Annotated in this window: 21 protein-coding genes and 1 pseudogene; 8 read left to right on the top strand and 14 right to left on the bottom strand. The window is 36.5% G+C overall.

The genetic code is table 11. The features are described 5' to 3' along the window. Positions 1–77: 77 nt before the first annotated feature. From T479_RS08880 to T479_RS08870, 3 genes are read left to right on the top strand one after another with little or no spacing between them, the layout of a single operon-like run. Complete coding sequence (locus tag T479_RS08880; RefSeq protein ID WP_025219286.1) at positions 78–590, top strand: RNA polymerase sigma factor; 513 nt, start codon at positions 78–80, stop codon at positions 588–590. Then, on the top strand, positions 577–1,530 hold the full coding sequence (locus T479_RS08875; RefSeq protein ID WP_025219285.1) for an anti sigma factor C-terminal domain-containing protein: 954 nt from the start codon (positions 577–579) through the stop codon (positions 1,528–1,530). Before T479_RS08880 ends, T479_RS08875 begins: the two co-directional genes overlap by 14 nt. A 15-nt stretch (positions 1,531–1,545) precedes the next feature. Then, entirely contained in the window at positions 1,546–1,908 is a 363-nt protein-coding gene (locus T479_RS08870) for a hypothetical protein (protein WP_025219284.1), read from the top strand. A gap of 612 nt (positions 1,909–2,520) precedes the next feature. Here T479_RS08870 and T479_RS08860 read toward each other — a convergent pair. After that, complete coding sequence (locus T479_RS08860; protein WP_025219282.1) at positions 2,521–2,859, bottom strand: winged helix-turn-helix transcriptional regulator; 339 nt, start codon at positions 2,857–2,859, stop codon at positions 2,521–2,523. 105 nt (positions 2,860–2,964) lie between these two features. Between T479_RS08860 and T479_RS08855 the strand changes: the two genes are divergently transcribed. Beyond that, positions 2,965–3,348 carry a RidA family protein gene (locus T479_RS08855; protein WP_025219281.1) on the top strand — a complete coding sequence of 128 codons (384 nt, stop codon included), beginning with the start codon at positions 2,965–2,967 and terminating at the stop codon, positions 3,346–3,348. A 156-nt stretch (positions 3,349–3,504) separates the two neighbouring features. Here the strand turns inward: T479_RS08855 and T479_RS08850 are convergent, their stop codons facing one another. Next, positions 3,505–4,206: a Type 1 glutamine amidotransferase-like domain-containing protein gene (locus T479_RS08850; protein ID WP_025219280.1), complete on the bottom strand. Its 702-nt coding sequence runs from the start codon at positions 4,204–4,206 to the stop codon at positions 3,505–3,507. A gap of 302 nt (positions 4,207–4,508) precedes the next feature. Between T479_RS08850 and T479_RS08845 the strand changes: the two genes are divergently transcribed. Further along, positions 4,509–5,411, top strand: coding sequence for a cation diffusion facilitator family transporter (locus T479_RS08845; protein ID WP_024363555.1), 903 nt, complete (start codon positions 4,509–4,511; stop codon positions 5,409–5,411). 259 nt (positions 5,412–5,670) lie between these two features. Further along, positions 5,671–6,879 (top strand): MFS transporter, encoded by a 1,209-nt coding sequence (locus T479_RS08840; protein WP_080653360.1) that lies wholly within the window; start codon positions 5,671–5,673, stop codon positions 6,877–6,879. Positions 6,880–6,946: 67 nt separating this feature from the next. Here the strand turns inward: T479_RS08840 and T479_RS08835 are convergent, their stop codons facing one another. Continuing rightward, a complete protein-coding gene (locus tag T479_RS08835) occupies positions 6,947–7,651 on the bottom strand; it encodes a CPBP family intramembrane glutamic endopeptidase (protein WP_024363553.1) in 705 nt (234 codons plus the stop codon). 88 nt (positions 7,652–7,739) lie between these two features. Between T479_RS08835 and T479_RS08830 the strand changes: the two genes are divergently transcribed. Continuing rightward, on the top strand, positions 7,740–8,465 hold the full coding sequence (locus T479_RS08830) for a MerR family transcriptional regulator (RefSeq protein ID WP_025219278.1): 726 nt from the start codon (positions 7,740–7,742) through the stop codon (positions 8,463–8,465). A gap of 55 nt (positions 8,466–8,520) precedes the next feature. Here T479_RS08830 and T479_RS08825 read toward each other — a convergent pair whose 3' ends face one another. The 6 genes and pseudogenes from T479_RS08825 to T479_RS08800 all read right to left on the bottom strand — a co-directional run bounded on the left by T479_RS08825 (position 8,521) and on the right by T479_RS08800 (position 13,196). Then, positions 8,521–8,841: a thioredoxin family protein gene (locus tag T479_RS08825; RefSeq protein WP_024363551.1), complete on the bottom strand. Its 321-nt coding sequence runs from the start codon at positions 8,839–8,841 to the stop codon at positions 8,521–8,523. 107 nt (positions 8,842–8,948) lie between these two features. Next, a complete protein-coding gene (locus tag T479_RS08820) occupies positions 8,949–9,566 on the bottom strand; it encodes an FMN-binding negative transcriptional regulator (protein ID WP_025219277.1) in 618 nt (205 codons plus the stop codon). Positions 9,567–9,591: 25 nt separating this feature from the next. Then, positions 9,592–9,827: pseudogene (locus tag T479_RS24040) on the bottom strand (GNAT family N-acetyltransferase); the annotation flags it as partial. 128 nt (positions 9,828–9,955) lie between these two features. After that, the gene (locus tag T479_RS08810) at positions 9,956–10,432 is read right to left on the bottom strand and encodes a hypothetical protein (RefSeq protein ID WP_024363548.1); all 477 of its coding nucleotides are present in this window, start codon (positions 10,430–10,432) and stop codon (positions 9,956–9,958) included. Between the two features lie 178 nt (positions 10,433–10,610). Beyond that, positions 10,611–11,513, bottom strand: coding sequence for a glycine betaine ABC transporter substrate-binding protein (locus tag T479_RS08805; protein WP_025219276.1), 903 nt, complete (start codon positions 11,511–11,513; stop codon positions 10,611–10,613). 327 nt (positions 11,514–11,840) lie between these two features. After that, positions 11,841–13,196, bottom strand: a complete 1,356-nt coding sequence (locus T479_RS08800; RefSeq protein ID WP_025219275.1) for an FAD-binding oxidoreductase — start codon at positions 13,194–13,196, stop codon at positions 11,841–11,843. A 306-nt stretch (positions 13,197–13,502) separates the two neighbouring features. On the opposite strand from T479_RS08800, the gene T479_RS08795 reads away from it, so the two are divergent. Continuing rightward, positions 13,503–13,931, top strand: a complete 429-nt coding sequence (locus tag T479_RS08795) for a DUF2621 domain-containing protein (RefSeq protein ID WP_025219274.1) — start codon at positions 13,503–13,505, stop codon at positions 13,929–13,931. An 80-nt stretch (positions 13,932–14,011) separates the two neighbouring features. Here the strand turns inward: T479_RS08795 and T479_RS08790 are convergent, their stop codons facing one another. From T479_RS08790 to T479_RS08770, 5 genes are all read right to left on the bottom strand, one after another. After that, positions 14,012–14,203 (bottom strand): hypothetical protein, encoded by a 192-nt coding sequence (locus T479_RS08790; RefSeq protein WP_024363544.1) that lies wholly within the window; start codon positions 14,201–14,203, stop codon positions 14,012–14,014. A 150-nt stretch (positions 14,204–14,353) separates the two neighbouring features. After that, on the bottom strand, positions 14,354–14,851 hold the full coding sequence (locus T479_RS08785) for a CcdC family protein (RefSeq protein ID WP_024363543.1): 498 nt from the start codon (positions 14,849–14,851) through the stop codon (positions 14,354–14,356). A 24-nt stretch (positions 14,852–14,875) separates the two neighbouring features. Then, complete coding sequence (locus tag T479_RS08780) at positions 14,876–15,262, bottom strand: response regulator (RefSeq protein ID WP_029747323.1); 387 nt, start codon at positions 15,260–15,262, stop codon at positions 14,876–14,878. A 33-nt stretch (positions 15,263–15,295) separates the two neighbouring features. Then, complete coding sequence (locus tag T479_RS08775; RefSeq protein ID WP_024363541.1) at positions 15,296–16,006, bottom strand: cytochrome c biogenesis CcdA family protein; 711 nt, start codon at positions 16,004–16,006, stop codon at positions 15,296–15,298. 282 nt (positions 16,007–16,288) lie between these two features. Further along, positions 16,289–17,968, bottom strand: a complete 1,680-nt coding sequence (locus T479_RS08770; RefSeq protein WP_025219273.1) for an L-lactate permease — start codon at positions 17,966–17,968, stop codon at positions 16,289–16,291. Between the last annotated feature and the right edge of the window lie 136 nt (positions 17,969–18,104).

Genomic DNA, 18,104 nt, shown 5'->3' with positions numbered 1-18,104 from the left:
AATTATTTTAAAATATGTATACTTTTTTAATACTTATTCGTTATACAAATGTTAACACAAAAGAACAGGTGGGCCACATGACAGTTCAAACTTTAGAAGAGTTGTATAAATTAAAGTTTCATTTGATTTATCGATATTTATTAAAAATCGGATGTACACGAGAGGATGCTGAAGACATAGTTCAAAACACATTTTATAAGGCTATTTCTAAAATGATTCATTTAGAAACTGAAAACCCTTCTTCTTGGCTATTTAAAGTTGCTATTCACAACTATTATGACTTATGTCGAAAACAAAAACGGCACCCTAAAGTAGAAGTAAACGATGAATTTATTGAAAATCTTTTTGCAAATGTAGAATATGGTGAAGTATTTATTATCAATAAAGAAAATAGAGATGATATTCAGGCAATTCTAGAACGACTTAAACCTCTTCATGCAAATTTGCTATTACTGAAATACGAAATGGACTTTACCTATGAACAAATAGCCAATCTTTTAAATATGAAGGTTGATACCGTACGTACGACACTTTATCGAGCCCGCAACCAATTTAAAAAAGAATGGAGTGAATCCTATGGAAGAAGATGAAATTTCAGAGGATATTTTTGAATTTAATAATGAAAAAAATATAATTAAAAAGGCTAAACGACATAGTTATATACGAATAACATTAATAAGTGGACTTGTATCCATTATTGGAATAACATTTTTAATAATTTTAAAACTACAGATAACTCCTTTTTTGTTAAACAAGGAGATTTTAGCGAAAGATGCTTATTATCAAGTATACGGTGCAAACTCATATTTAAGCCCTTGGAATACAGATATTGCATTAATAGGATCAACTGCTACATCAACTCAATATAAACTGTTAAATGGTCACCCTGTATTTAAAAAACTAATCACATTAGATACAACACCACATGAAACGTATATTGAATCTGCTCCAAATAAAACGTTTACCTACTATGGACAAAATGTCATGAACTTTTACCATCCTAAAATTGACTATGAGAATGTAGCACATGACGATTTGTTACAAAATAAAACGTTAGACGACAAATTATTTGAATTGGGCATTTCTTTTGATAAAGACTACACAATATCTGAGATAAATGCCATGATCCCAAAAGGGTTAACAATACAATGGTATTGGCTAGATACATTTAGTAATGAAGAAATTTCAAACATGCAAAGTTCTGTTCAAACAGATACTAAAATTTCTGGATACGTATTTAAGGAAGATGAAGTTATTGGAATAAAAACTTTTTCCAATACAGGAGAAAAATACAGCAATCCCACTAAAGAATTTGTAAACTCTATCCAATATTTAATAGAAAATAATAGAGCATATAAAACAGATATGCAGGTTATTTTAGACTCAATCACCACAAATAAAGAGTTAGATAAAAGTAAAATTAACATAATTGGAGCTGTAGTTGTTGGGAATGCAACAACATTATCTAAACTTGCAAAAGAACCGTTCGTTCGAGCTTCAAGCTTTGGAGCGAATATTGATTCATATTAAAAGGAGAACATACACATGAATAAACCTATTCAATATATAATTTGGTCACTTATCTTCACTGTAGTTAATTTATCCGCAATTCAAATTGCTTCTTTTTCGTTGTTCACAACAACAGAAGGTACTTCAATTTTCTCACTTGATTATCTGATTGCATTTACAATTCTACTTGTAGCGAACTTTACTACTATCCAACTATTTTTAGCTATTAGAAAAAGTCATTATAAAGGATTAATAATTGGTTTAATAATTGCTGCATTACAAGCAATTGGGTTATATATCTTTATTTATACCACAATGTTTAATTTCGGATTAATCCTTAGCGTGATATCTGTATCTGCCGCTCTTGTTTTATTAATTTTTGAAATAAAAAAGCGATAGGTTAATATATTTTCTTTTAAAACTTATCTTTGTTTTAATAATAAAACTGGATAAAATCGTGTAAAAAGTACGAGAAATCATTTAGAAACATTGATTTCCCGTGCTTTTTCTTATTCTTTACTAGCAAGTGACCATTAGTCATCATTGTAGAAACCTTCAAGTTAGAAACAGACATACACCTTAATCCTGTGCAATAAAATTTATCTAATCCTACATTTGTGTCCACCTGCATCTTACTATGTTACGATTCTTGTAGATAAAATTTTTTAGCTAGTAAAAAAAGCATTACTTTTAAGGGAGAATATGTCATGAAGAAAATAGTATTTCAATTGTTGATAATTGTATCGTGGATATATTGTTTGGGGTATATTTTATTCGATTTCCCTACTGATCACTTTGTCATGCGGGCGGTTAAAGGTGTACTGTCTATTGTTTTTTCTTGTAGTCTACTGTTGTTTGTATTTAAAATTATTGATACTAAGAAACAGAAAAAAAGAGATGATTGAAGCTTTCAATCAATCCCTGCAACAGAAATGGCAAATTAACTGTAGCTCCTGCATCCATTCATCGCTCATTTCATTTAATTTGTGAGGTACGCTTTACAGCAAGACATTAATGCGTATTGTTTTTTTCTCCCCACTCACATAACTGTTCCAAAACAGGCAATAACGTTTCCGCTTTAGTTGTAAGACTGTACTCCACTTTAGGTGGAATCTGCGGATACTCTTTTCGACTGACTATTCCATCTGCTTCTAATTCTTTCAGTTGTGCACTTAATGTTTTAAAGGTAATTGCACCTATTTTGCGTTTCAAATCATTAAACCGAACCGTTTGATGTTCCGCCAAAATATAAATAATTAGCATTTTCCATTTACCACCAATTACTGATAATGTATAGCCAAACGGGGTTTCTTGGATAGTCCCCGTGTCTTTGTAATCAGCCAAACCCATATTTACACTATCCTTTCTGATAGTACCTTTCAAAAAAGTGCGTACTATTTTTTTGTTCGCGTTCATTTTATACTGACATTACTTTAAAGTAAAGGAGAGAAAAAAATGAAGAATATTACAATTTATAATCACGATCTTTGGGATCACGGTATTTCACAGGGCTACAGTGTCAACGGCACTATCTACATTTCGGGGCAGTTTTCCCATGATACGGAGGGTACATTCGTTGGCGATGGCGATATCGAAGCACAAGCACAGCAAACGCTTAAAAATCTAGATGGCGTTTTGGAAAAATTCGGTGCAACAAGATCTAACCTTGCTTATATGGAAATCTATTTAACAAATGCGGAAGCACATACTGAACCAGTCCTTCGACTATTCAAGGACTACGTTGGGCAACATCGACCAGCCGGTAGCCTTATCGGCGTGACTTACTTGGCATCACCAGAACAACTAATTGAAATCAGCGCCATCGCACATACCAACTAAGGAAAGGCATGTTGTGTCAGCGAAAGTAAGCTTCGGCTTCGGACCATTAAGTTAGGAGCCCGCTTATAACACTAACCCCGAGCAAAGAACCTTTCAAGAAAAGCGGAACTATTCGGGGTTTTGTGTTTTTGAAAGGAATTTGCCATTCCATCACTACTAATTAAAACCTAGAAATTTTGTTGCAAGCTCTTTCTCTATAACTTTATCATCATCATCATATACTTTATACGCTTTGGCATTAGGTCTTGAACTTACAATAGTATGGATTTCCTGATCAATGAAATGGATGGCAACACCGTCATCCGTTGCAAAACCGGGTTTAATTTTTTTATTAGTAATAAGCTGTTGATACGAAGGTCTTCTATCCGATTCTCCATCATAATGGGGACAATTACTCCCTTCTAGGAAACCTAAACACTGTAAAGGTTCCAATCCATCCCCATAAGAATCTGTCACCCCTTCCTCGAACCAGCAAATGGAGCCCGCGCTAATACCAGCGAGTATTATTCCTTGCTCCCACGCTTTTTTCAAAATAGTATCCAATCCCCATTCTTTCCATAGCACTAATAAATTCTTTGTATTCCCCCCACCAACATAAATAATATCTTTGTCCAGTAAGAAGCTTTCTATATTTCTTGTAGGTGGGTTAAATAATGATAAGTGCGAAGGCTGACAATCCTGTTTTTCAAAGAATTGATAAAATCGACAAATGTAATTTTCTGAATCTCCACTTGCTGTTGCAAGAAAGCAAATTTTCGGATTTTTTTTCATAGATTGCTGAAGAATATATTGATCCAGCAAAGGATTTTCTGGCTCCATAGAAAAGCCACCGCCCCCAAGTGCTATAATTTGTTTCATAAGTCTACGTCCTTTCTTGTTTAATACGTTATACATTTTTTAACTTTTATTACCTATATTATTAAATAGTACCACTGAACAATAAATATCCCCATTGTTTTTAAGAAAAAAAGTTGGACAAACCATGATTGAACCGATGAATAGAATATGTTACACTCAATGAACGCTTATATTGGAGTGAGAAAGATGATACACATTTCAAGTTCACAAAACCTATATTTATTTAATCAAAACCTTTGACTTAAAACGAGTCAAAGGTTTTTGTTGCTTTTAGGAAAGAATTTTATTGGAGGTATACATTTATGAATCAAAGCACAAATTCCAATACTACAATCGTTGCTGGATGGATTAGTTTAATAAGCAACATCGTTTTAACTATTTTAAAAATAGCAGTTGGTACTATCTTCCACAGCCCCGTTCTTTTAGCTGATGGCTATCATAATGCAGGTGATGTAATAGCAAGCGGTGCCGCTTTAACATCTATGCGTATTTCTAAACGTCCTGCCGACGAAGATCATCCATACGGACACGGAAAAGCAGAAGTAATTAGTTCCGCCATTGTAGGAATTATATTAATAATGGCAGCTCTTTATATTGCTTATGAATCCGTTACAGCATTCTTTCAGGAACCTGAAAAAGCAAGTTTAATTGCCTTTATTACGGCTATCATATCACTTGTTTGGAAGCTCCTTTTATACGTATATACGATAAAAATTGGCAAAAGAACAAATAGTAAAGGCTTAATTGCCACTGCTTATGATCATCTTGCTGATGTATATGCTTCATTAGCAGCCGTATTAGGAATCGGGCTTGCACTTGTTGGGGAAAATTATCATATTCATATCCTTACATATGGTGATCCCATTGCGGGTATCATTGTGACCATTTTAGTTTTCAAACTTGCCTATGGGATGTTATTAGAAGCTATCGACACACTTATGGAGAAAAGCGTAAGTCCTGATACACTAGCTAGTTTCAAAACGTTAATCCTCACTATTCCTGAAGTAAAACGAATAGATCGTCTACGAGCGAGAGAACATGGGCACTATGTATTAGTCGATTTGCGTGTGGGGGTACCTGCTGATTTAACAATCCAAGAAGGACATGATATTATCCGTAAAATCAAGAAAACGATAATGGAGAAACATCCGAATGTAGAAGAAGTTCTGATTCACCTAAATCCTTGGTACGATCATAATCAATAGAAGGAAAATCATTTGCACCTCCTAACGAAGCTTTATTCGTTAGGAGTTTTTTTAAAATTACAAGCAATGTTCTATGTAATAAACAAAATTTTTCACTGCAAATTGGCATATATCTACAATTGCAGGAGTATGGTAAGCTTGGTAAATGAGCTAAAAGTTTTTGTTAATCATATAGTTAGAAAGATGGTGTTCCATATAATTGGCTAGTGTAAATCATTCAATCGGGCAGTATGTAAATTCTCCCAAAAAGCTGAAAAAAATGTATAAAAGGGTTTTAATTGTAGTTAGTTTATCGCAAATTTTCGGTGGAGCAGGTCTTGCTGCTGGTATCACGGTAGGCGCTCTCTTAGCCCAACAAATGCTTGGCACGGACGCATTTGCCGGATTACCCTCTGCCCTATTTACATTAGGTTCAGCAGGGGCCGCTTTTATAGTGGGAAGACTTTCGCAACGCTATGGTCGCCGTATAGGGCTCGCTACTGGTTTTATCACTGGTGGTCTTGGCGCTATTGGCGTTGTTATCGCAGCATTAATTAACAGTGTTTTTTTACTATTTGCTTCCTTACTTGTTTATGGTGCAGGCACAGCAACAAATTTACAGGCTCGATATGCCGGAACAGACTTAGCAAATAACAAACAACGCGCAACGGCCATTAGTACTACGATGGTTATGACCACATTCGGGGCCGTAGCAGGACCAAATTTAGTGGATGTCATGGGCAAATTTGCGCTTTCTATCGGTATTCCTTCATTAGCTGGTCCATTTCTATTATCTGCCATTGCATTTATATTAGCAGGTTTGGTTCTTTTCATCATGCTTCGTCCAGATCCTTTACTGCTAGCAAAATCGATAGAAGCTCACCAACATCAAATCGTATCTGGAGAAGCTCTTCATCAGGCGCCTCCTTTAATGAATAAAAAAGGTATCATCGTTGGCGCAGTTGTGATGATTCTTACGCAAATCGTTATGGTAGCCATTATGACAATGACGCCCATCCATATGCAACATCATGGACATAGTTTAGGTGCTGTAGGAATCGTTATTGGTTTCCATGTTGGTGCCATGTATCTTCCTTCTCTTGTCACAGGTATCCTTGTTGACAAGATTGGTAGAACAGCCATGAGTATTGCTGCTGGTGTTATTTTACTGTTTGCAGGTTTAATAGCGGCCTATGCACCAAGTGATTCTATGTTTATGCTAATCGTGGCTCTTTCTTTATTAGGTATAGGATGGAATTTCGGCTTAATTAGCGGAACTGCTCAAATTGTTGATGCCACAGAACCTTCAACACGCGCTAAAATCCAAGGCACAATTGATGTTTTTATCGCATTGGCAGGTGCTTCAGGAGGGGCACTTTCGGGGATGATAGTAGCGAATTCCAGTTACGCCACTTTATCATTAACCGGTGGACTATTATCTTTATTATTAATCCCTGTGATTATCTGGTACCGTCAAGCAAAATCATGATTCAATCGACCGATCCAGGCTCTCAGTTTAATGAGACCTGGTTTTTTTGTCGATGTTAACCATCTATTCATCCCAAACTTGTCAGCAAAACCATCATGCCATTCGTTAAGCCGTGAATGATAATGGAAGGCCAAATAGAATTCGTGCGTTCATATGCTAAAGCAAAAATAATGCCACTAAAGAAGTTGACGGGCATGACATTATAGGTGGGGATATGAGCAATCGTAAAAATAAATGAGCTAAGGATAATGGCACCGACCAATCCTAAGCGTGTACGTAACCAGCGATATAAAAACCCTCGATAAAAAATCTCTTCGTATATTGGTGAAATAACAGCCGCAGAGAGAAAGGCTATTAGTACCGTAAAGAAGGTTACGTTCTGCTGTATGGCCTGTGTTTTGCTATTTTCCACCGAAAACCCAATATAACTTGTTAGCACAACGATTAGTAAGGCGCCAATCATTAACAGAACCGAATAGCATAGTATCGTTTTCCATTGCTTCAACGAAATTGATGTTATTCCTACTTCACGCCATGAAAGCTTTTTAGGGCGTAGCGCTATAAAATAAACACCAAAAACAAGCGTAATTGCAATCGTGAACCCTGTTAATGTTCCAGCATATAGCTCATTACGAAACAAGTGAGCATACATTGGTTTCACTAGCCATTTAATAATGCCGATGACAACAACAAACTCTACTAGCAATAATAAAATAAATTCTCTCCATCCCCAATTATCTTGATTTTTCCAGTTCATTTGTTTCGTTTCCATTCTCTATCCTTCTTCCTTTATATGATGTAATCTAAGTGTATGAGATGACGTAACGTCACCTGCAATCTTTTTTTCAGGAGGAATGAAAATGAAACAATGGACGACTGGAGAGGTAGCGAAACAGCGAAATATTTCCATTCGCACACTTCGGTATTACGATCAAATTAATCTGCTTACACCAAGTTTTAAAGATGATTATGGACGACGATACTATTCAGAAGAAGACTTGTTTAAATTAGAGAAAATCATCATTCTAAAAACGCTGTCACTTCCACTCGATAAAATTCGTGATTTATTAGATAAACTTTCCTATAAACAAATTTTAATTTCACATCACAATTACTTACAAGAACGACTTGCTGAACTGCAAACAAGTATCTCTCATACGACATCATTGATTAATATGATGGATTTAGAAGAATCATTATCGTGGGAACATGTGGCGGAACTCGTTCAACGTTCTCAAAGCACCTCTAAAAAATGGGTGGACTATTTCCAAGAGCATGAACAAACATTTTTACAACAAACTATTCCAAACCTCAGTAGCAATGACATAATGACACAGCAATATATTGGATTACTACGACAAATTGAATGGTGTATCAAAAACAATATTCAAGCTGAATCAGACGAAGGCTTTCAAATTGGTTCCAAAATAATCGAATTATCAAACGATACGTTTCAAGGCGACACGGATTTAATGGATCAATTTTGGGAGGTTCGAAAACTCCCTACAGAGAAAACAGGATTATACCCGATTTCAGCAGAGGTACTAGCGTATGTGGAACGTTGTATTGCTTATGTAACAGCTTGAAAGCAGGCAAATAAAAAGCTATAGGAGATAGCGTCCCCTATAGCTTAGGCAAGTCTTACGATAAAGTTAATCCATCTAAAAAAGCTTCAATCTCTTGTTGTGTTTTACGGTCCTTACTAACAAAGCGGCCAACTTCATTGCCTTTATCATAAGCTAGAAAACTTGGAATACCAAATACATCTAATGCAACACATAAATCGATGAAATCATCGCGGTCAATTTTCACAAAATGATAATTGCTGTAATTTTTTTCAATTGTCGGCATAATCGGATCAATAAATCGACAATCTCCACACCAGTCTGCTGAAAAAACAAATATTGTACGTTCACCTTTTTTTAAGTTTTCAAATTGCTCTATTGAGAGTAAATTTTCCATTAAAACAATCCCCTTTTTCACAGTTATTAATTCATCATAACATTTATTAAAATATGGTTAAACAATCATGCTTTGCATGTCTAGCGCAATAAAAAAGATGCCTCTCGTTATTTTTTACATCGCTTTGCCATTTGCTCTGCTATTTGTTTTGAATTTGGTGTTGCTTCATTATTCAATTGTGCAATAATATTTCCATAGTCTGCATCATTACGGTTTTGACTTAATTTATAGGCAGCCTGTATATCGCTAATCTTTATTTTAAATCCAACAATACCTTTCATTTCTTTTTCTAAAAGCTCTGGTGAAAGGTTTTCCCATAAAACAGGTTGCTCTCTATGCTTCTCATATTTTTCTAACAGCCACGTTAAATCTTCGCTTAATTCATCTTTATCTAAAAGTGTTGCTGTGCCATAAATATGGACCGCCTGATAATTCCACGTTGGCACATTTTCGTGCGAATACCAAGAAGAAGAAATATACGCATGGGGCCCTTGGAACATCACGAGCACATCCCCACAAGATGCAAATGTTCTCCACTGTGGGTTCCCATATGCCATATGGCCAGTAAGATACGTGTCCTCGCCTTTTTTATGTAACATTAACGGTAAGTGAGTGGCAATTGGTGTGCCTTGTTTTGTTGTGACAAGTGTAGCAAAAGAGTTCATTTGAATAAACGCTTCAATTTCATGAACATCTGTCACTTTATAGTATTTAGGAATATACATAATCGTCCGCCTTTCCAATTTAGTGATTTGTATTTACTTTTAAATAGCCCGCAGCGTCTTCATCGAAATAAATGAAATAAAATTGGGAACCACGATTCACTAGTTCCCGCTCCAATTGTTGAGGGGAAATGCTCTATCCAAATAGGCTAGCATATTTTCAGGCTTATTTTGTTTGCTATATGTATCCTGAAACGTTTCAATACTTTTTTCTCGGAGTACATGTACATCTTCAAGCTTGCACTTTTTGATTTGTATAGTCATTTGATATACAGCCCCTTTATAAATCTTATTTCCTTGATACAGCATGAAAACATAGCACGGAAATCTGCCATAATTCAAATACCAAAATCCTAACTTTATTCTAGAAAAAAGACTTCACATGCTTTAAGTTACACAAATGCGACACATATGTACTGTTCGTTCTGTAAGCTTTCAAGGTGATGGCTTTCGATTTCAGCAATATGGATACGACGGCTTTTTAATGTTCGGTCATATTCTCCTGCCCAAAACCTAATTAAGTCCACGTTTTGCTCCGGTTTGATATGTTGCTTTAAATAGCTTAATAAATCATCTAAAAATTGCGGGCCCCAATTGCCCTCAATGCCATATACATAACTTTTTTCATTATACAGCGCTAAATCATAGGGCGGATTATTCCATTCGAAAATATGCAATTGACCGAAAGCTGATTCATCTGGTGCATAGACAAGCCTTGCGTCATCATCCATCGAGTGCCAAGGCTGTTCTGGCGTATCCCCTGTTATCGGATGTAATTTTTTTAATTCTCTTACAGTGATTTCAGTAATTCCTGTACAATCTACTGTTTGTAATTCGCAATCTGCTACTAGAACGGAATATAACGTCATCTCTTTGACTCCTTCTATTTGCTCAAAACTGGCTTATTTAGTCTTCTACATTATAGTAAGTTACATAGAATTCAATTCATCCTATTTCGACACGCTTGTAATGAATCCCTTTTTACTTCCACTTTAACAAAAAAAGAATTTCCTAACTATTAGGAAATTCCCCTTGTTATCTCTTAACCTATTGTTTTGGTTGTAAATCCTCAATGGAATCGATATCCATATATGTAGGAACAACAAATCCATTTTTGGTCCCTGTTAAATTCTCTCCTAAATCAACAAAGTCATCTTTGTATTTTGCATAAAAGGAGCTATGTGTCGTTGGTAACCAAGCAGCGACAGTTGCATCGGCTACTCCTGATGCGATTGCTTGAAACATGATGGCAGGATCAACTGGGGTGATTGTGACTGTGTATCCAAGTTCTTCAAATACTGCTTGTAGTACACTGCTTGAAGCTCTTTCTGAATCCCATGGAGTGGATGCTAATTCAATTTCTTTGCCTTTCACTTTTGTCATCCCTTTTGTCCATTCATTTACCTTCTCTTCGTTTTGTGCGATCCATTTGTCTGCCGCCTCTTCAAAAGAAGTTGTTTGAGCTTCATACATTACAGCTTCCATATCTTCTGGTTCCCAATAGAATTGATCTAGAAGTGTATAGGCATCGGGTAAGTCTTTAGCCAAATCTTTGCGCACAAGTGTATTAATATTTTCCGTTCCACCTAATGTCCCTTGAGGGTCCTCTAAAAATTTTAAATCGTAGGATGAAAACATCCAATGCGGTGTCCATCCTGTAATAATAATAGGCTCTTCATTTCGAATAGCTTGCTCTAATGAACCTAACATCCCAGGTGTTGAACTTTCCTCCAGTTCCCAACCTTGCAAATTTTGATATTCCGCTAGCGTGTTTTCCGAAAGCTCCGTCAATCCTGCTCCTGGTTCAATCCCTATAATTTTATAATCAACCTGCTCACCTATGCTTTTGGTCTTGCCTGTTGCATCTCCATCATTTTTATCACCACATCCTGCTAATAGTAACGAAACAGCTATTCCAAAAGTAAGTCCTACTGTTTTCAACTTGACCATTTTACATCCCCCTTAATTAGAAGAGACTTTCCTTGTCTCTAGACCTTTGACCAACTTTATATAAGTTTATCCGGTTCAAAGTAACAACTTGATTTTAACAACAAGTTGTTACTTTTGTCAATTAAGGCAAATTTATATTTCCTTTTAAAGGGATGTAAAAATAGCCCTGTTGGCTTTACTTTGCCCCTTCGATTTAATTTTTAAAATGGGCATCTTGTATCTTCCTTTTTAGAAATAACGAAAAAGACGATGACCTAAAACGTCAATCATCGCCTTATGTTCGAGTGTTCTGAAAAATACATTCATTACGAACCCCCTGTGCAGTATTTAGCCTAATCCTTGAGGAAAACTAAAGACATTAAACGGATCATACTTTTTATTTACCTGATGCAAGCGTTGTGCATTACCTCCAAAATATTCTTTGTCATAATTTGAGAGATGATTGATTGGAAAATTTACATAAGAGCCTTCCGTAATGGTTTTAATAAATTCAAAACGTTGACGCACCCATGCTTCATTTTCCTTTGCGTATTGATCTTCTGTCCACACAGACTGAATACCCATAATATACTTAGCATTGCGATAGAAAAATGCGGTTTCCGCTTTGCCAACTTGGCTAATTTCTCCGCCTAATGCATAAAAAGATATAGCCGTATACACGGAACCTTGTGGAGGATTATTTAGTAGCGCAACGGTGTTTTGAAGCTCCGCAAGTGTATAATGTCTTTGAACAAATCTACCTGTTGACTTAAATTTTTCATATGGTGGATAGGTTGCTTCTACCTTTTTAACCGCTTCTAAAAATGATAGTTGTGCTAGCTCTAGCTGAAACCCTTCTACCTCAGCAAAGGGTTGTAAAATTTTCTTAGCCATCTCCGAAGGTCCGTAAAAAAATCCGCTAGCAAAAATACCTAACCCTTCGCCTTCCGCATTATAAAAGCTTGCAACCACTGTCATTCGTTTATCTAACTGTGGCAACCAGTTTTGCCAAATATTCATTACTTGCATTTGCTTAGCTTGCGTTGTACCTACATAAAAAAATCTAATAAGTGTAATAGAAGCATTGATAGGCTTTGGCAACTGAAATGTCATACTGACCACAACTCCAAAGTTACCTCCCCCTGCCCCACGACACGCCCAGAAAAGATCCGCGTTACACTGTTGATTTGCTTTAATAAGCTTTCCTTCGTAATTAATTAACTCAAATTCAACTAAACTATCACATCCCAAACCGTATAGTCGACTAGAAAATCCCCAGCCTCCTCCGAGCGTAAACCCTGCTACACCAACAGTTGGGCAAGTACCACCTGGAAAAGTATATCCATTCGTACCAATAAACTTATACACCTCAGCATTTTTTGCTCCGGCTTCTATTTTTAAGCGATGACGTTTTTTATCCATTGTCATCGCATTCATTCGACTAATATCAATAACCAATACATAATCACCTGTAGAATATCCTTCATAATGATGTCCACCAGATCTGATTCGAATAGGTACACAATGTCTACGTGCCCATCGAATAGCATTGATAACATCTTGCTTTCTTTCACAATAAACGATTACAATTGGATACTTTTGTATTGCACGATTCCATTCCTGTCGTGCCTCATCATAATTCGCATCTTTTAACGTGACAACTTCACCAGTCAGCCCTTTAAAAAACAATGAATCCTGCTCCATTTCTTCACCTCTAGTAGTCCGCGTTGTTTAAACTAGTATATTCGTTGTAGGGTGATAGGTTTGGGTATAAGGAAACTTACTGACTAGAAATAAATTAAGAGACTTAGATTCTTCTGAATATGGGCAGCAGCTCATCTTGCTTGCTCATCAAGCCCAACAACATACTGTGCCAAACTTAGTAACTTTTTTCACTAGAGTGCAATACTTACATTTATTTAAACGATTTATAAAAAGAGGCACAATAAGGATGAATTTTTTTGTTGAAGCTTTTATAATAGAGTGAGAGAAGACAAAGAGGTGAACGATTTGTTAGATGGTTGGTTTTTATGGTTTATTTTATTTTGGGTAGTCGTCCTTATTTCGCTAATGGCTATTGGCGGATTTTTCATGTTCCGCAAGTTTTTAAAGGCTTTACCAAAGCAGGATGGGAAATCAGATTTAGATTGGCAGGAATTTTACTTAGATAAAACGATTCATCTATGGGGACAACCTGAGAAGGAATTTCTATATGAGTTGGTGAGCCCAGTACCTGAGCTATTTAGACAAGTGGCGAAAGAAAAAATTGCAGGTAAAATTGGCGAGCTCGCTTTAGAAGAAAAGGCGACAGCTATAGACAATGATTTAATTATACGCGGTTATATTCAAGCTACGCCTAAACGTGACCACAAATTTTTACGTAAAAAATTAGATCAAATGCAAATTGATGTTACCCCATATGAGCATCTTTTTGACTAATAGGATGCAAAAAAGCCGCACTGCAATAGGTGCGGCTTTTTTTGATATAGAACGATTTAATTAGTTTAGCGATTTATGCTTTATTTAAATAAATGATCAAGCGCTTGGTAATCTTGTTGATAGCGCCCACCGTCTGCCACTTCTGCATGATACAGTGCTTTTAATGCATAGTTTTTTTGCAAATCCATATCCGCCATTAGCTCTTTTAATCGGTCATGCAATTCACGGTTTTCTTTTACAAGCAACTGCATCTGTGGTTTAAAATATTTCATCTAAGTAACTCCTCATTTTTTAACATGGTTCCTAGTATACCACGTTGTCGATTAGAAATCGCTTATTGCACCATATCCTCTTCATACAAAAAATGATTGTATACGTTAAAAAAACTACAACAGCAAATGTGCTAGTGTAGTTTCTTTTCTTTACATATTTTTTAATGGAATCGTTTTCTTGATTTTTTTAAATTGAATCAGCATTGCAATTCGCCAAGGCAATAGCATCGCAAATGCTAAAATCCAAAACATACCTGCTAACTCCCCGACATCTATCGAGCTACTTAAAATCATTTTTGCCACAACACGGAAGATTAACAGCCCAACTAAAATAAATACAAACGCTTTTGAACGTTTTAAATAAATATCGTGGCCTTTTACTTCAAATTTCGAAGTAGCAATTAAAATGGTCGAGAACACCATACCTACCGCAGCAGCTTCTAAAATCTGCATAGGTGGCACTCGAAATTGTGCAAATAAAAACATTAACGCACCTGATGACATGGCAATAGGTGGAATGATAATTTTCTTCTCATTTGTAGGTTTTTTGGAAGCTCGCATACGTAATACCATCACAAAGCTACCCATTATAATGGCCATTATAGTCGAACCTATAACATAATATTGAGAAGGGATATTGCTTAACATAAAGAATCCTCCTCTGATGTTAAATTAGCAACTTTGACCAACTAGCTGGTCTGCTACAGCTCTTAATTTTTCTGGCTCGAAAGGCTTTGTAATAAAATCTTTCGCTCCACTTTCAATTGCTTCTACAATTAATTTTTGTTGTCCTAATGCTGTAATCATAACTATCTTTGCATTAGGAAATTCTGGGATGATTCTTTTTACAGCCGCAATACCTGTCATAACGGGCATCGTTACATCCATTGTTACAAGATCTGGTTGTAACTCTCGATACAGCTCTACAGCTTCTTTACCATTCACTGCATTGCCAACTACCTCATAACCCCATTCAGTAAACATATTACTGATTGTAACACGCATAAATAGCGTATCATCCACTACTAAAACTGTAGGCACGTATTCATCTCCCTCCACGTTAAAGTATGGTATGCCCTTTAGTTTAGCAGATTAGAAGCCAATAAATCCACCGAAAATAGGCTGCAATAATCGCGTGATATATGTTAAACCATCAAAGAATAACAATATCCCCACCGCAATCATAATATAGCCGCCAACTTTTACGATTTTTTGACTGTGTTTGCGAATCCAATTCATACGTGAAATGAAGAATGATAACACAAAGAATGGAATGGCAAAACCTAAATAGTAAGCAAACATATAGCTAAACCCTGAAGAAGGATTTGCTCCAGCTAACGTAATAATGGACATTAGAATTGGACCTGTACATGGTGTCCAACCCGCCGCAAATGCGATGCCGATTAATATGGAACCTATATAGCCGGATGGTCGATTTTTGAATTGAAATTTTCGATCTTTCATTAAAAAATCAATTTGCAGTAACCCTACAATCATTAACCCAAAGATAACGATTAAAATGGCGCCAACTTGACGCAATAATGTTTGATAGTTTAGGAAGAATTCCCTTGCTAATGATGCGCCTAGACCAATCATAATAAAAATAATTGAAAATCCTAATAAAAAGAATAGCGTATGCAAAATAGCACGCCTTTGCATCATGCCACGTTCAGATTTTAGCTCATCCAAAGTCATTCCCGTTATGTATGATAAAAATGCTGGATACAGTGGCAGAGTACACGGTGAAATGAAGCTTAAAAAGCCCGCTCCAAACGCTAGAAAAACGTTAATATCAGTTTCCATATTTTTCATTCTCTCCTTACAGTTACTGCCTCCATCGTACCAAAAAACAATGGAAATTGCGCCCTTAATGCTTGTGAACGTTTCTTGACGAAAAGTTGTAGAAACTGCGAAATCTTATTGCTTTGCAAAAGGCACTTCTGAATTATGCGCCCGCTACGTTTTTCTGTCAACGAAATTTGCAATAATACAAGAATTTAAAATAAAGCCCTTTTATGTTTGCTAATCAGAAAAAAGGTACTGAGAAAGCGATTCTCAATACCTTTTACTAAAAAATTCACTGCTCTATGGAATCATCCAAGATAGGACATTACTTTGTAAAAAGGTTAGTATACAGATAAATAATAGCAACATCACACTATACTTTAATGCGAAGCGCAGCAATTCTGATTCTCTCCCTACAAGTCCAACCGCGGCGGCGGCGACTGCGATAGATTGTGGTGAAATCATTTTACCGGTTACACCACCCGATGCATTCGCTGCAAGAGCAAGCACCGGTTCCATTCCAACAGAATCAGCCGTCACTTGCTGGAGCTTGGCAAATAAGACATTTGAAGATGTATCAGATCCTGTAATAAATACACCGAGCCAACCTAGCACAGGTGAGAAGAATGGGAATAATACACCCGTCTTCGCTAAAACTAGCGCAAGCGTTGTCATCATACCTGCTGTATTTGTCACATAGGCATAGGCAACGACACTACAAATCGTAATAAGCGGGTACTTAATTTCATTTAATGTTTCAAAAAATGTTGTTCCCCAATTGCGCCACGAAACGTTAAAAATAAATTTAGAAACAATGGCAGATAATAAAATAGCTGTACCTGCCGCACCTAGAAGTTCTACCTTATAGAAAGCTGCAATTGCTTCCCCCGTTGCGCCACTCACTACTTGATTATGTAAAAGCGGTACTTCAGCCGTAAATGTCATCGCTTGCCCCACTAAATTTATCCCTTTTAAAATAACATTTGTACCGTCATAATTTCCCGTTAAAGCACTTTTGACTACAGGAATCCCCCAGCAAGAAATAAAAGCCGTCAAAATAATAAATGGTGACCAAGACTTTATGATTGTTCCTCCGCTGTACGACTCTTTTTTAGACATTGTATCAGCTGTAATCTCTTGTTCGGAAGCAAAACGATAAATCGTTTTCGGCTGCCAAAACTTCATGAAAACGGCAAGTGCAAAAAGTGATACTAGAGCAGATAAAACATCCGGTAATTCAGGACCGAGAAAATTCGAACTTAAAAATTGTGTGACAGCAAATGAAATACCAGATACTAAAATGGCTGGCATCACTTCCCAAGCTTTTTTAAAACCAGTCATAATAAAAATTAAGAAGAATGGAATAAAGACTGCTAAAAACGGTAATTGACGTCCAACCATTTTTGAAATTTCAAATGCGGCGATACCCGTTGGTCCTTCCATAGCCGTAATTGGTACACCGATGGCACCAAATGCAACTGGGGCTGTATTTGCAATTAAACAAAGACCTGCAGCATATAACGGATTAAAACCAAGACCTACTAATAATGCTGCTGAAATAGCAACCGGTGCGCCAAAACCAGCGGCTCCTTCTAAAAATGCACCAAATGAAAACGCGACGAGTAACGCTTGAATACGGCGGTCTTCGGTTATCGATAAAACAGAATAACGGATAATATTAAAATTCCCTGTTTTAACCGTGATATTGTATAAAAAAACCGATGTAATAATAATCCAACCGATTGGTAGTAGACCATACACAGCCCCTTGTGTGGCGGACATTACCGCTGTCCCTAGCGGCACTTTAAATGCAATGGCAGCCAATAATAAAGAGACAAGCAGAGTTGTTAAACCTGCCATATAGCCTTTCATTTTTTTTATGGCTAACGCCCAGAAAAAATAAAGTATTGGTATAACAGCGACGATTGCCGACCACGTCAAACTATCCCCCACAGCAGTAAAATTTTGTGTAAATGTCAAATTGCATACCCCCAAAATAAAAAGTTCTCCCCAATCATGACAATACGGCATTAACAGATTGTTGATGTTTTCAGTTACAGTCTAATAGAAGCAAGACACGACCATCACGAGCCTCTTGCTCCTCCAATGCTACATC

Source organism: Lysinibacillus sphaericus (genome assembly GCF_000600105.1).
Lineage (GTDB): Bacteria > Bacillota > Bacilli > Bacillales_A > Planococcaceae > Lysinibacillus > Lysinibacillus sphaericus.
This window is presented reverse-complemented; position numbering and strand designations above follow the sequence as displayed.